Origin of the sequence: Pseudomonas kielensis, from assembly GCF_014236655.1 — a bacterium.
GTDB lineage: Bacteria > Pseudomonadota > Gammaproteobacteria > Pseudomonadales > Pseudomonadaceae > Aquipseudomonas > Aquipseudomonas kielensis.
Window position 1 is genome coordinate 1 of record NZ_JACMYG010000008.1, and the last position, 13,539, is coordinate 13,539.

Below are 13,539 nucleotides of genomic sequence, written 5' to 3' on the forward strand. Positions count from 1 at the left end.
TTGTCCCCCAAAAGAACTCAGCGCCTGGCCAGGCGCAGGTAGATCAGCCCATTGATCAGCACCACCAAGCCACCGAGGCCCAGCTGGATGGTCGGAGTCAGCCCGCTGGGGTAGATCAGGGGCCACAGGTAATGTTCGATGAAGCTCTCCTCATACCCGGCCTGGCCCGCACTGCGGCGCATGAGGTTCTCCCAGCGGGTCAGGGGACAGTTCCAGTGGCAGACTTCAACCAGCGTCCCCCACAGTACCGCTGGCAGGTGCCACCAGATCACCGGACGCCATTTGAACGCGGGCAGGGCGCCGAACAGCACGAATAGAATGAACAGCAAATGCACGAGCAACAGCCCGTCAGCCGTCAGTCGATAGAGCATGGTGCCTCCTGTCGTTGATTGAGCAGGTCCTTCACCACCTATACTCACCGTACCGTGACCCAAAATGCCAGGCGTTCGATTCGCATTGATGCGTGGCTACGGCTGTCGTGTCATCTGCGGGGGGACTGCGATCTTGAGTCGACGTGTCCTGTTTCTTGCCCTACTGGTCATATTGCTGGCTGGATGCTCGACTGCGGGTCGCGTCGGGCCGACGGTGCAGGTAGTAATCACGGACGCGACCTGGCAGCAGATCGATAAAGACATCGAAACCGCCTCATTGTCCTCCAGAGAAACGGTCCGCCAGTACACGCGCAAAGCTATGGAACGGTGGCGTGAGCAGGTGTTCCGGCGCACCGAGAGCGACTTCATTCCCTGGTTTACCGGCTACTGGACCCAGCAATGGCTGGGCATGAAGGTGGGCTGGTACAAGCTCAGCGCCAAGAATGAGAAGGATTCGGTGGTCAACCGCTTGGCCCTCTACCTGCAGGAGCAGTACCACGAACGCGTGCTCGATCCGGTGGCCAAGGTCACTGACCCTAACGTGATCATGGGCGACGCCGTCACCCTGTACCTGCAGATGCTCAGTGCCCATCTTGGGGAGATCCAGGAGCATTACGCCGTGCCCCAGGATCAATTCGACAAGCGCCTCAACCGGATTCCCGCCATCACCCTGGCACCGCCACCGGCGCGCAATGCTTCGTTGTATCAGATCGTCCACGCCGAGCCGGTCAACCACCTGCCGGCTTATTTGGCCCTGATCGAGCAGGTGCGCGGTTCCAACAGTGGGGCAGGGGCCGGGTTGTCGGACGCCGGGATCTCGTCAGTGGCCAAGCGCGCCAGTGAGCGGCTCGAGGCGCAGATTGCCTCGCGCAGCGTCGCCAGTGCGGTAGCGGCAGCCGTCGGCCGGGTCGCTGGTGCGGTGATATCGGTGGTTTCGCTGGGCATCGGTGCCATGTCCAATGAAAGCGACCGGCCCGAGGCGCAAGCGCAAATGCGCAGAAGCCTGAATGCCGCTTTTGACAAGGCATGGCTGGGCCTGATGGAAAACGAGACCAACGGGGTGATGGCCGGGGTCAACTACATCTCCCGGCAAATCGAAGGTGGCCTGAGAGCAGGCCCGTTGGTATCGCCCAAACAGGGTGAAGTGTTCAGCCCTGACACCCCCGGTAGCGCAGTCCCATGAGCCGGCTGCTCATGGGGAGGTGGGGCAGCGAGTCGTAGTGGCCGCCTGGCTGATGGCTGCGGCCAGGCGTTTCACATTGTTCTGATGGGCGACCACCAGATCGTCGATACTCGCGCCCGAAGGTGTCTGCACGGTGGTACGGCAACTCAGGAAGGCCTTGCTGTTTTCCTCCTCGGTGATGCGCAGGCGCCATTGCGCATCGATCAGCGCGTACTGCCCGGGGACTGAATCGAAGCGCTGCACGTCCAGGCGCAAGGACAGCCTGCGCTCAGCAACGGGGCCGGAAAGCTGGTCGACCAGGGCATTGCGCAACTCATCCACCAGGGTCGCCCCCCACCACTCAGTCTCCAGGATCGCCAGGCCGCTGCCGCCCTGGCGAATCACCATTTGCGGGCGGTCGACCTGGGGCGGCACGCTGATCTGCTCGAATTGGATGCTCGCTGCCCCATGGGCACCCGGAGCTGGTTGTGCCGGGAGCAGCGTGTGGTAATGAATCGGGTCACTGCGGCACGCCGCCAGCAGCAACAGCGCACTGAGCAACGACACTCTCAACGACAAAGACATGGACCTGCTCCTGTGGTCAGCGGCTCGAAGACGGTTGCAGATTTTGCGCCGGGGCGTCTTTTGGACGGCCACGTAGCAAGGATTCCGGATTTCTGCTCAAGTAGTCGGACAATTCACGCAGCGAGCGTGACATACGTCCCAATTCATCCAGGGTCTGGGTCAGTTGCTCACGTTGCGGCGAGTCTTCGGCAAGGGTCGAGTTGGCCGACTGCAGGGTTTTGCTCACCTCTTGCAAGGTGTCCTGCACCCCTGGCAGGGTCCGGCCGTTGAACTGCTTGATGCCTTTGCGCACCTCCGTCAGGTTGGCGTCCAGGTTATTGGCAATACGCTCGATCGGCAGTCTGTTGATCTTCTCCATCATGGACTGCAATTGTTCCTGTAACTGTTCAAGACTGGCGGGCACGGTCGGGATCATGACTGGACGTGCATTGTCATCGAAGGTGACTTTTGGCGCTTTCGGGAAGAACTCCAGGGCGATGTACAGCTGTCCGGTCAGCAGGTTGCCGCTACGGGCCTGGGCGCGCAGGCCGTTCTCGACGAAGGTGCCCATGAGCCGGATCCCGGCCTGTTCGTCATTGGGATCATGCTTGAGTGCCGCGAGCATTTTCAGGTGCGCACGGCCCAGGCGTTGCGGATAGATGACGATGCCGACATTGATCGGGAAGCTGCGGGTCTTCTCATCGAAATCCAGGTTGACGGCCACCACCTTGCCAATTTCCAGACCCTGGAACTCAACGGGCGCGTCGACCTTCAGCCCCCGCAAGGCCTGATCGAAGCGCAGGGCGAGGAATTGCGGCTTGCCGTTGGGCGGAGCGAGTGCGGTTTTCTGGTCTTCGAACAGCTCGTAGCGGGTGTCTTCGGCGGCCGGCTTGTCGTCGGGGCTGTAGTCGGGCGCGCGGAAGGTAATACCCCCCAACAACAGCGCGGACAGCGACTCAGTCTTGACCGCGAAACCATTGGCGCCCACTTCGACATCGATGCCACTGGCGTTCCAGAAGCGGGTGTTATTGGTGACATAGACATCGTTCGGCGAGGTGACGAACACCTCGATGTTCACCCCTTTGCCATCGGCGTCCAGGGCATAGGACACCACCTGGCCCACGGGAATCTTGCGGTAGTAGACCGGCGAGCCAATATCCAGCGAGCCAAGGTCCTGGGTGCGCAGCATGAAGCGCTTGCCAGGCTCGCCATAGGTGATGGGGGGCGGTGCTTCGAGGCCGATAAAGGTCTTGGCGCGATCATTCGACTGGCCGGCGTCGGCACCGATAAAGTCGCCGGACAGCAGGGTGTCGATACCCGATACCCCGCCGGCGCCAATGCGCGGGCGCACCACCCAGAACTTCGAGTCCTTGCGGGTGAAGGACTCGGCCTGCTTGGCCAGTTTCACCGTGGCATTGACGCTCTTCTGGTCGGCACTGAGCTCGACCTCAGAGACATGGCCAATCACCACATTGCGGTATTTGACCTCGGTCTTGTTGGCGGTCAGTCCTTGTCCGGTCTTGAAGTTGAGAACGATCACCGGCCCTTGTTGCATCACGTTGTGGATCACCAGGGAAATCCCCACCAGCACGGCCACGATCGGCACGATCCACACCAGCGAAACGCTCCAACGTCGGGTCTTGATGTTGGCTGTGCCGGGCGTTTGTTGCCCCTCAGTGGCTCGCGATTGCATCCATGACCTCCTCGGTTTGTCGGTTGTCCCAGATCAGGCGCGGGTCGAAGCTCATGGCTGACAGCATGGTGAGCACCACCACCATGCCAAAGAACAGAATGCCCGCCCGTGGCTCGATATCCCCCAGCGCCTGGAATTTCACCAGTGCGGCCACCAGTGCCACGACGATCACGTCGAGCATGGACCAGTAACCGATCAGCTCGACGAAGCGGTACAGCTGCGAGCGTTCTTTGCGCGCCCAGAGGCTGCCACGCTGTGCCGTCACCAGGAGCAGGCTGAGGGCAACAAACTTGACCCCCGGGACGGCGATACTGGCGATGAAAATAATCAATGCGATGTCCCAGGCCCCGTGTTCCCAGAACTCCAGCACCCCGCCGATGATGGTGCTGTCGGCACCGCTGCCGAACATGCTGGTGTTCATCACTGGCAGCAGGTTGGCCGGGATGTAGAACACCAGGGCTGCCAGCAGATAGGCCCACGTGCGGGTCAGGGAGTTGGTTTTGCGTCGGTGCAGCGGTGCGTCACAGCGCTCACACGTATGGGGTTCGTTGCTCATGTCGCAAGCCAGGCCACAGCTGTGGCACAGGCACAGATTGAGGTCGCGTGCCTCGGGCAGAGTGTTCATAGGATGTCCCACAGCTCACGCACATCGCGCCCGGCGATGCGGATCAACAGCAGGCTCAGCAGGGCCAGGGCAAACAGGCCCAGGCCTGGCACCACATCCAGCAGGCCGGCGAGTTTGAACACGGCCACCATGGCTCCCAGCAGGCAGACCTCGAGCATGCTCCAGGGGCGCAGGGTTTCCAGCCAGCGCATGCACAGCTTGAAGGCCGGCGAGCGCCGGGACGCCAGGGCAAAACTCAAGACCCAAATCAACAGCAACAGCTGGAACACCGGAGCAATGATGATGGAGATGGCGGCCACCAGGGCGACGAACGTAATCGGGCCATCACTCAGGGCCACCACCGAGTCCCAGAGCGTGGCGCTGTTCTTCAGGCCCTGCAGGCTGATGCTCATCACCGGATAGAAATTGGCGAACACCCACAGCACCGCGGCTGTCAGGGTCAGCGCCAGGCGCTGTTGCACCGACAGGCCGTTGTAGCGCTGCAGCACACCGCCACAGCGCTGGCACAGGGCGGTCTGGTGTTTGGCGAGCGTGACTTTTTCATACACGCCATCGCAGTGCTCACAGATGATCAGTGTGTCAGTCCTGGCCATGGTTAGCACTCAAGGGGAGGCAGAAGCTTCAGGGGCGTTAAATGAATATAGAAGTGCCTCGCCATAGAGCAAATATAAAGTTTGCTGAGGCTGGTACCTGGCCGAAACGAAAAACTGCGCGCCCTCGCCAGGAGGGCGTGCAGTCAATAGAGAAGGGGGGAGTTATTCGCCGCGAATGTACTGTTCCAACTGCTGGATCAGCTCGGCCTGCTCGGCAATGGCTTCCTTGACCAGGTCGCCGATGGACAGCAACCCCAGCAACTGGCCACCTTCGACCACCGGCAAGTGGCGCAGGTGCTTGTCGGTCATGATGTTCATGCAGGTCTGCACGCTTTGGTGGGAGTCCACGGTGATCACCGGCGAGTTCATGATCTCACTGACCGGAGTGCCGACCGAGGATCGTCCCTTGAGCACCAACTTGCGCGCATAGTCCCGCTCACTGATTACCCCGACAATATTGCCGTCCTGGAGCACGGGTAGGGCGCCGACGTTTTTCGCCGCCATCACCATCAGCGCTTCCAGCACCATCTGATGGGAATTGATGGTATGGACCTGCTGGTTCTGCTGGGCCTTGAGCTTGAGCAGTTGCGCGACTGTCTTCATGGGGGAGCCTCTGCGAGGTGGAAATGGTTGGCAGGCGCTTTGCGCCCGAACACCCTTACAGAATCATAGACGCCAGCCTCTGGAGCAAGTAGGCAAAGCGGCATTTACCTGCTCTGTCTGCGTCATCGAGGCGCGGCATCAGGCCTGGCTGGTGAAAAGCAGCGACAAAAAAGCCGCTGACAACGTGTCAACGTCATCAGCGGCTGTGCAGAACAACTCAGCAGTAGCGGTCGATGACACACACTTCAGGTTCGGCCTGCAGCTGCTGCCACTCCTGGGTCAGTGTGGCCAGAACGCGACCGACAAAGTCTTTGTCGGCCGCGGCTTTCTTGCCGACATAACCCTGGCCGCGACGGTACATCTTCAGTCGGGCACGCAAGTCATGGTTGTTCTTCTCGAACTCGTCTTCATGGGCGTGGGGCGACAGGCAATCAATATGCACCTGGCCAGATTTGGCAATCCACAGGATATGGCTGTCGTGGCTGTCTTTATGCGCTGCGAACATACGAGCCAGTTCATCAATAGTCGGTTGATTGTTCAGATTCATGTTAAAGCCCCTTGACCAATGTTTGATCTGTCTAGTTGATTCGCTAATGCACTTCTCTACTTCGGTAAGTGGATATCTGGTACCGAAACCAGGGCGACAGTGGTTGTCTGCCGAATATCGGCAGGGCCTTGAGCAGGATGCATGTAGTCTTGCCGAGAAACTGCTACGCACTTGCGGCACAGCGGGGGAGAAACGACGATTGCCTGGAAGTTGCTACCGATACCACTCACTCGGCCACAAGCATCTTGAGGATTGATCGCCGGCGTTTCTCGTCCGTGTAGTGGACGCACATGCCAGGTCAGCTTCATCAATCTGCCTTGTGGGCAGTACACATCCGGGAACAGCTCGGCGGTCAGTCGAGCCTTTTCACAACACTTTTGCCTGTACTCCCGATCGGGGAGGTGTCTGCATCATGCAAGGGGAAAAACGCCTCGTCAACGGTTTTGTAGTGAAATATTTCATTCACTACAAAAATAATTTCGAGGCCTGCGAGGAGGGATTTAACCTTGTCCTACAATCCCTTGCGTCACTCATGCAAAGATCACGTGAAGCCGCAATGACGCGTAGAATCGAGGACCAATCATCTTCGAGGTTGTTGCGGTGGATTTACAGCAGGGCTTTGTCCTGACCCGGCATTGGCGCGACACCCCGACCGGCACCCACGTGGAGTTCTGGCTGGCGACCGATGCCGGGCCGCGCCAGGTGCGCCTGCCCGTGCAGACCTCAGTGGCGTTTATCCCCGAGCTGTACCGTGAACGCACCCAGCAACTGGTGCGCGGCGAACCGGGTGTGGAACTGCGGCCTCTGGGGTTGCAGGACTTCCAGCACCGCCCGGTGTTCGGCCTGTACTGCCCGCAACATCGCCAGTTGATGCACCTGGAGTCGGTGCTGCGCCGGGCCGGGGTCGAAGTCTTCGAAGCGGATATCCGGCCGCCGGAGCGTTACCTGATGGAGCGTTTCATCACCGCCCCCGTGTCGTTCAGCGGCGCGGCCGGCGAGGGCGACCTGTTGCTCGAAACCCACCTCAAACCGGCGCCGGATTACCGTCCGCGACTGAAGTTGGTGTCACTGGACATCGAGACCACCGAGCAAGCCGAGTTGTACTCGATTGCCCTTGAAGGTTGCGGGCAGCGCCAGGTCTACATGCTCGGCGCCCCCAACGGCGATCCTGGCACCCTCGACTTCGACCTGGAGTACTGCGACTCGCGGGCCACGCTGTTGAAGAAACTCAACCAGTGGTTCGCCCAGCACGACCCTGACGCGATCATCGGCTGGAACCTGGTGCAGTTCGACCTGCGGGTGCTGCACGAGCATGCCCGGCGCCTGGCGGTGCCCTTGCGCCTGGGGCGTGGCGGCGAGGAGATGCAGTGGCGTGAACACGGCTCGGGCAACAATCACTATTTTGCCGCGGCGGCGGGTCGGTTGATCATCGACGGCATCGAGTCGCTGCGTTCGGCGACCTGGAGTTTCCCCTCGTTCAGCCTGGAGAACGTCGCGCAGACCCTGCTCGGTGAAGGCAAGTCCATCGACAACCCCTACCAGCGCATGGACGAAATCAACCGCATGTTCGCCGAGGACAAGCCGGCCTTGGCACGCTACAACCTCAAGGACTGCGAGCTGGTGACGCGCATCTTCGACAAGACCGAACTGCTGACCTTCCTGCTGGAGCGCGCCAGTGTCACCGGGCTCCCCGCCGACCGCAGTGGCGGCTCGGTGGCGGCCTTCACCCACCTGTACATGCCACTGATGCATCGCCAGGGCTTTGTGGCGCCGAACCAGGGCGAGCGCCCACCCCAGGCCAGCCCCGGCGGATTTGTCATGGATTCGCAGCCGGGCCTGTACGAGTCGGTGCTGGTGCTTGACTACAAGAGCCTGTACCCCTCGATCATCCGCACCTTCCTGATCGACCCCGTGGGCCTGATCGAGGGCCTGCGCCATCCCGACGACAGTGAGTCGGTGCCGGGCTTTCGGGGGACGCGTTTCTCGCGGACCCGGCATTGCCTGCCGGCCATCGTCGCTCGCGTTTCCGAAGGCCGGGAAGTGGCCAAGCGCGAACACAACGCGCCGCTGTCCCAGGCGCTGAAGATCATCATGAACGCCTTCTACGGCGTGCTGGGCTCCAGCGGCTGCCGTTTCTTCGACACCCGCCTGGCCTCCTCGATCACCCTGCGTGGGCACGAGATCATGCAGCGCACCCGGCAACTGATCGAAGCCCAGGGCCATACGGTGATCTATGGCGACACCGACTCCACATTCGTCTGGTTGCGCCGGGCCCACGGCCAGGAAGAAGCGGCGCAGATCGGTCATGCCCTGGTGGCCCACGTCAACCAGTGGTGGCGCGAACACCTGCTGACTGAGTTCGGCTTGCACAGTGTGCTGGAGTTGCAATACGAAACCCATTTCCGACGCTTCCTGATGCCGACCATCCGAGGGGCCGAGGAGGGCAGCAAGAAGCGCTACGCCGGGTTGGTGATGCATGCCGACGGCAGCGAGCAAATGGTCTACAAAGGCCTGGAGACGGTGCGCACCGACTGGTCGCCGCTGGCCCGACAGTTCCAGCAGGAACTCTACTCACGCATTTTCCACCGCCGGCCCTATCAGGACTACGTGCGCGAGTTCGTCCGCGCCACCGTCGCTGGCGAGCAGGATCAATTGCTGATCTACCGCAAGCGCCTGCGTCGGCCCCTGGACGACTACGAGCGCAACGTGCCGCCCCATGTGCGGGCGGCGCGCATCGCCGACGAGTACAACGCTCAGCAAGGTCGACCACGCCAGTACCAGCGCGGTGGCTGGATCAGCTACCTGATCACCGTCGCCGGTCCCGAACCCCTGGAAACCCGCAGCGCGCCGATCGACTACGAGCATTACGTCAGCCGCCAACTGCAGCCGGTGGCGGATGCGATCCTGCCGTTTGTCGATGACGACTTCAGCACCCTGATTGGCGGACAGTTGGGCTTGTTCTAGGCAAATCTGCGGGCGTAAAAAAGCGCCCCTAGGGGCGCCTGAATCACCGTGACCGAGGGAGCCCGGTGAGTCCGTTCATGTGGCAACAGCGCTGGTACGCCGCTCCCTGAACGGTGTTGCACGCCGCGCCCCCGACGGGCGCGGCAAACTTACTTGCCGAGTTTTACCCGGGTCCAGCCGCGGGTCATGATCCGTTGCGTGGCGATGGGCATGTCCGGCACGGCATACAGGGTCGCCATCACCGCTTGCGAGGGATACGAACCCGGGTCGTTGCGAATCGCCTCGTCCACCAGTGGAGTCGCGGCCGCGTTGGCGTTGCTGTAGCCGACGCTGTTGGTGATCTCGGCCATGATCTCCGGGCGCATCAGGAAGTTCATGAACAGGTAGGCATTGTCGACGTTGGCCGCATCCCGGGGGATGGCGACCATGTCATAGAAACTGCCGGCGCCTTCCTTGGGAATGCTGTAGTCGACCTTGACATTGCCCCCGGCTTCCTCGGCGCGAGCCTTGGCTTGCAGCACGTCGCCGGAGTAACCGACCGCCACGCAGATATTGCCGTTGGCCAGGTCAGAGATGTACTTGGACGAATGGAAGTACGCCACCGACGGGCGAATCTTCATGAACAGCGCTTCGGCCTCACTGATCTGCTGCTTGTCCTGGGTGTTCACCGGGTAGCCCAGGTAGTGCAGGGCGGCGGGGAGCATTTCCGTGGGCGAATCGAGAAAGCTGATGCCGCAGGCCTTGAGCTTGGCCGCGTTCTCGGGCTTGAACAACAGGTCCCAGGAATTCACCGGGGCGTCGGCGCCGAGGACTTCGCGCACCTTGTCCGGGTTGAAGCCGATGCCGATCGATCCCCACATGTAGGGGAAGGCGTGGCCATTGTCCGGGTCGCTGGCCGAGGCGTTCTTGAGCAGCACCGGGTTGAGGTTTTTCCAGTTCGACAGTTTTGACTTGTCCAGCGCCTGGTACACCCCGGCCTTGATCTGCTTGGCCAGGAAGCTGTTGGACGGCACCACGATGTCGTACCCGGATTTACCGGCCAGCAGGCGTGCCTCAAGGGTTTCGTTGCTGTCGAAGACGTCGTAGGTCACGCGGATGCCCGTCTCGTCCTCGAACTTCTTGACGGTGTCCGGGGCGATATAGTCGGACCAGTTGTAGACGCGCAGAACCTTGTCATTGGCCTGGGCGCCCGTGGCGATCGCGCCCAATAAGGACAGTGTCAGCAGAGTCCTGCCAAACATATTCATCGGTACAACTCCATTTTCTTCTTATACGAATGACGTAAAGCGTGGGTAAAACCGCTGGCGAGCAAGCGTGCTCACTCGCCAGCGGGCATCAGGCCGTAGCGCCGGCCATCGGCTTGGCGGCGGGCTGCCAGGATTCACTGGCGGTCTGGTCCATGGCGTCCTGGATCGCTCGTTTGCGATTGGCTTCAGCCTTGCGGCTGAAGTACCAGACCAGGAAGGTCACCAGCGACACCGCCAACAGAATCAGGCTGGCCACCGCATTGATCTCGGGTTTGACCCCCAGGCGCACCGCCGAGAACACTTCCATCGGCAGGGTCGTCGACCCCGGGCCCGAGACGAAGCTGGCCAGTACCAGGTCATCCAGCGACAAGGCGAACGACATCATGCCGCCGGCCGCCAGCGAGGGCGCGATCATCGGGATGGTGATCAGGAAGAACACCTTCAACGGCCGCGCCCCCAGGTCCATCGCCGCTTCTTCGATCGACAGGTCCAGTTCGCGCAAGCGGGCGGAGACTACCACTGCCACATAAGCGGCACAAAATGTGGTGTGGGCGATCCAGATAGTGACGATGCCACGTTCCATCGGCCAGCCGATCATCTGTGCCATGGCCACGAACAGCAGCAGCAACGACAGACCGGTGATCACTTCCGGCATCACCAGCGGCGCGGTGACCAGGCCGCCAAACAGGGTGCGACCCTTGAAGCGGGTGACCCGGGTCAGCACGAACGCCGCCAGTGTTCCCAGCGCTACCGCGGCAATCGCGGTGTAGCAGGCGATTTCCAGGGAGCGCAGCACCGAGCCCATCAGTTGGCTGTTGTCCAGCAGGCCGACGTACCACTTCACGGACCAGCCGCCCCAGACCGTCACCAGCTTGGAGGCGTTGAACGAGTAAATCACCAGAATCAGCATGGGCAGGTAGATGAACAACAGGCCCAGTACCAGCATCAATCGGGAAAATCCGAAACGCTTCATGCCCGTCCCTCCATCTCTTTGGCCTGGCTGCGGTTGAACAGAATGATCGGCACGATCAGGATCGCCAGCATCACCACCGCCAGGGCGGATGCCACCGGCCAGTCACGGTTGTTGAAGAACTCTTGCCACAGCACGCGACCGATCATCAGGGTTTCCGGGCCGCCGAGCAGTTCCGGAATCACGAACTCGCCCACCACCGGAATGAACACCAGCATGCAGCCTGCGATGATGCCGTTTTTGGCCAGCGGTACGGTGATTTTCCAGAAACTGTTGAAGGTGCTCGAACCCAGGTCGGACGCCGCTTCCAGCAGGCTCTGGTCATGCTTGACCAGGTTGGCGTACAGCGGCAGCACCATGAACGGCAGGTAGGCGTAGACCACGCCGATGTACACCGCGGTGTTGGTGTTGAGGATCTCGATCGGGTGCGAGGTCAGGCCGGTCCACATCAGGAAGCCATTGAGCAGGCCGTTGTTGCTGAGAATGCCCATCCACGCATAGACGCGAATCAGGATTGCCGTCCAGGTCGGCATCATGATCAGCAACAACAGGACGTTCTGCGCTTCCTTGTTGGCCTTGGAAATCGCGTAGGCCATCGGGAAGCCCAGCACCAGGCACATCAGGGTGCTGAGCAAGGCGACTTTCAACGAGCCCAGGTACGCCGAGAGATACAGCTCATCGGCGGCGAGCATCGTGTAGTTGCCCAGGTTGAGCATCAGTTCGAACTTCTGCTCGGCGAAGCTGTAGATCTCCGAGTACGGCGGAATGGCCAGTGCGGCTTCGGAAAAACTGATCTTCATTACCAGGAAGAACGGCAGCATGAAGAACAGGAACAGCCACAGGAACGGCAGGCCGATCACTACTTTGCGCCCACTGGGCAGAAACCGCTGGAACTGCTGAGTGAGTGTGTTCATGCGCGCAGTACCACGCCGCTGTCGTCTTCCCACCAGACGTAGACCTGATCGTCCCAGGTCGGTCGGGCGCCGCGGCGCTCGGCGTTGGCCATGAACGACTGGACGACCTTGCCGCCCGGCAGCTCGACATAGAACACCGAGTGCCCGCCGAGGTAGGCAATGTCCTGCACCTTGCCCCGGGACCAGTTGTAGCGGCCCTCGGGCTTATCGGTGCTGACCAGCATTTTTTCCGGGCGAATGGCGTAGGTGATCGACTTGTCCTGCACCGAAGTGCTGACGCCATGGCCGACGTAGATCGGCTGCTCCAGGTCCGGGCAGTGAATGATCGCGTGGCCTTCCAGGTCTTCCACCACGGTGCCGTCGAAGGCGTTCACGTTGCCGATGAACTCGCAGACCATGCGGCTCACCGGGGCTTCGTAGATGTCCACCGGGCTGCCGATCTGGGCGATCCAGCCCAGGTGCATGATGGCGATGCGTTCGGCCATGGTCATGGCCTCTTCCTGATCGTGCGTCACCATCACGCAGGTCACGCCGACGCGCTCGATGATTTCCACCAGTTCCAGCTGCATCTGCGAGCGCAGTTTCTTATCCAGCGCGCCCATCGGCTCATCGAGCAGCAACAGCTTGGGCCGCTTGGCCAGGGAGCGGGCCAGGGCGACTCGCTGGCGCTGGCCACCGGACAGTTGGTGCGGCTTGCGCTTGGCGTATTGAGTCATGTGCACCAGGCGCAGCATCTCCGCGACACGGGCGTCGATCTCGCTGGTGGGCAAACGGTCCTGCTTGAGGCCAAAGGCGATGTTCTGCGCCACCGTCATGTGCGGGAACAGGGCATAGGACTGGAACATCATGTTGATCGGCCGCTCGTAGGGCGGCATGTCAGTGATGTCGACGCCATCGAGCAGGATCCGTCCTTCCGTGGGGCGCTCGAATCCGGCGAGCATGCGCAGCAGGGTCGACTTGCCGGACCCGGAGCCACCGAGCAGGGCGAAGATTTCGCCTTGATGGATGTCCAGGGACACATCGTCCACCGCCGTGGTTTCGTCGAACTTCTTGGTGACGCGATCGACTCGTACCAGCACCTTTTTCGGTTGCTGATGACCCTCAAGAGCCTTCCTGTAAATGCTGGAGGCGTTTGCCATGTGAAACTCCCAACAGGTTTCAGTCGCCGGGCCAATACGGCCTGACTTAATAGTTGATTGCCAAGCGCCAGGTCCCACCTGGAGGTGCTCATGGCGCTTCGGCTTGTTCGGCACCGCCGTCCTGGCTGCCTGGTCGTGCTTGTTGTT

At 61.2% G+C, this 13,539-nt stretch carries 13 protein-coding genes; 2 read left to right on the plus strand and 11 right to left on the minus strand.

Annotated features, from left to right (window positions below; all coding sequences use genetic code 11):
- Positions 1 to 17: 17 nt before the first annotated feature.
- Positions 18 to 371, minus strand: a complete 354-nt coding sequence (locus tag H7995_RS09960; protein WP_185818288.1) for a DUF2784 domain-containing protein — start codon at positions 369 to 371, stop codon at positions 18 to 20.
- Positions 372 to 504: 133 nt separating this feature from the next.
- On the opposite strand from H7995_RS09960, the gene H7995_RS09965 reads away from it, so the two are divergent.
- A complete protein-coding gene (locus H7995_RS09965) occupies positions 505 to 1,554 on the plus strand; it encodes a hypothetical protein (RefSeq protein WP_185818289.1) in 1,050 nt (349 codons plus the stop codon).
- 9 nt (positions 1,555 to 1,563) lie between these two features.
- On the opposite strand, the gene H7995_RS09970 is transcribed toward H7995_RS09965, so the two are convergent.
- The 6 genes from H7995_RS09970 to H7995_RS09995 form a co-directional block, all read right to left on the minus strand.
- Positions 1,564 to 2,118 (minus strand): PqiC family protein, encoded by a 555-nt coding sequence (locus tag H7995_RS09970; protein ID WP_185818290.1) that lies wholly within the window; start codon positions 2,116 to 2,118, stop codon positions 1,564 to 1,566.
- Between the two features lie 16 nt (positions 2,119 to 2,134).
- Positions 2,135 to 3,790: a PqiB family protein gene (locus H7995_RS09975; protein WP_166592331.1), complete on the minus strand. Its 1,656-nt coding sequence runs from the start codon at positions 3,788 to 3,790 to the stop codon at positions 2,135 to 2,137.
- Positions 3,771 to 4,415: a paraquat-inducible protein A gene (locus tag H7995_RS09980; RefSeq protein ID WP_166592332.1), complete on the minus strand. Its 645-nt coding sequence runs from the start codon at positions 4,413 to 4,415 to the stop codon at positions 3,771 to 3,773. Before H7995_RS09980 ends, H7995_RS09975 begins: the two co-directional genes overlap by 20 nt.
- The gene (locus tag H7995_RS09985) at positions 4,412 to 5,008 is read right to left on the minus strand and encodes a paraquat-inducible protein A (protein ID WP_166592333.1); all 597 of its coding nucleotides are present in this window, start codon (positions 5,006 to 5,008) and stop codon (positions 4,412 to 4,414) included. The genes H7995_RS09980 and H7995_RS09985 overlap by 4 nt, the downstream gene beginning before the upstream one ends.
- A gap of 162 nt (positions 5,009 to 5,170) precedes the next feature.
- On the minus strand, positions 5,171 to 5,611 hold the full coding sequence (locus tag H7995_RS09990; protein WP_166592334.1) for a CBS domain-containing protein: 441 nt from the start codon (positions 5,609 to 5,611) through the stop codon (positions 5,171 to 5,173).
- A 217-nt stretch (positions 5,612 to 5,828) separates the two neighbouring features.
- Complete coding sequence (locus H7995_RS09995) at positions 5,829 to 6,158, minus strand: hypothetical protein (protein WP_166592335.1); 330 nt, start codon at positions 6,156 to 6,158, stop codon at positions 5,829 to 5,831.
- 600 nt (positions 6,159 to 6,758) lie between these two features.
- Here H7995_RS09995 and H7995_RS10000 point away from each other — a divergent pair.
- Positions 6,759 to 9,122: a DNA polymerase II gene (locus H7995_RS10000; RefSeq protein ID WP_185818291.1), complete on the plus strand. Its 2,364-nt coding sequence runs from the start codon at positions 6,759 to 6,761 to the stop codon at positions 9,120 to 9,122.
- A gap of 149 nt (positions 9,123 to 9,271) precedes the next feature.
- Here H7995_RS10000 and H7995_RS10005 read toward each other — a convergent pair whose 3' ends face one another.
- From H7995_RS10005 to potA, 4 genes are all read right to left on the minus strand, one after another.
- Complete coding sequence (locus H7995_RS10005; RefSeq protein WP_166592337.1) at positions 9,272 to 10,369, minus strand: polyamine ABC transporter substrate-binding protein; 1,098 nt, start codon at positions 10,367 to 10,369, stop codon at positions 9,272 to 9,274.
- Between the two features lie 88 nt (positions 10,370 to 10,457).
- Positions 10,458 to 11,342 carry an ABC transporter permease subunit gene (locus H7995_RS10010; protein ID WP_182344067.1) on the minus strand — a complete coding sequence of 295 codons (885 nt, stop codon included), beginning with the start codon at positions 11,340 to 11,342 and terminating at the stop codon, positions 10,458 to 10,460.
- The gene (locus H7995_RS10015) at positions 11,339 to 12,220 is read right to left on the minus strand and encodes an ABC transporter permease subunit (RefSeq protein ID WP_166592366.1); all 882 of its coding nucleotides are present in this window, start codon (positions 12,218 to 12,220) and stop codon (positions 11,339 to 11,341) included. The genes H7995_RS10010 and H7995_RS10015 overlap by 4 nt, the downstream gene beginning before the upstream one ends.
- Positions 12,221 to 12,249: 29 nt before the next feature.
- A complete protein-coding gene (gene potA / locus H7995_RS10020; RefSeq protein ID WP_166592339.1) occupies positions 12,250 to 13,392 on the minus strand; it encodes a polyamine ABC transporter ATP-binding protein in 1,143 nt (380 codons plus the stop codon).
- Positions 13,393 to 13,539: the final 147 nt, after the last annotated feature.

Bases quoted from the DNA above. Each gene is read 5' to 3' on its own strand.
- H7995_RS09990 (WP_166592334.1), bottom strand. From the start codon at position 5,611: ATGAAGACAGTCGCGCAACTGCTCAAGCTCAAGGCCCAGCAGAACCAG.
- potA (WP_166592339.1), bottom strand. From the start codon at position 13,392: ATGGCAAACGCCTCCAGCATTTACAGGAAGGCTCTTGAGGGTCATCAG.
- H7995_RS09980 (WP_166592332.1), bottom strand. From the start codon at position 4,415: ATGAACACTCTGCCCGAGGCACGCGACCTCAATCTGTGCCTGTGCCAC.
- H7995_RS09975 (WP_166592331.1), bottom strand. From the start codon at position 3,790: ATGCAATCGCGAGCCACTGAGGGGCAACAAACGCCCGGCACAGCCAAC.
- H7995_RS09970 (WP_185818290.1), bottom strand. From the start codon at position 2,118: ATGTCTTTGTCGTTGAGAGTGTCGTTGCTCAGTGCGCTGTTGCTGCTG.
- H7995_RS10010 (WP_182344067.1), bottom strand. From the start codon at position 11,342: ATGAAGCGTTTCGGATTTTCCCGATTGATGCTGGTACTGGGCCTGTTG.
- H7995_RS09995 (WP_166592335.1), bottom strand. From the start codon at position 6,158: ATGAATCTGAACAATCAACCGACTATTGATGAACTGGCTCGTATGTTC.
- H7995_RS10005 (WP_166592337.1), bottom strand. From the start codon at position 10,369: ATGAATATGTTTGGCAGGACTCTGCTGACACTGTCCTTATTGGGCGCG.
- H7995_RS09985 (WP_166592333.1), bottom strand. From the start codon at position 5,008: ATGGCCAGGACTGACACACTGATCATCTGTGAGCACTGCGATGGCGTG.
- H7995_RS09960 (WP_185818288.1), bottom strand. From the start codon at position 371: ATGCTCTATCGACTGACGGCTGACGGGCTGTTGCTCGTGCATTTGCTG.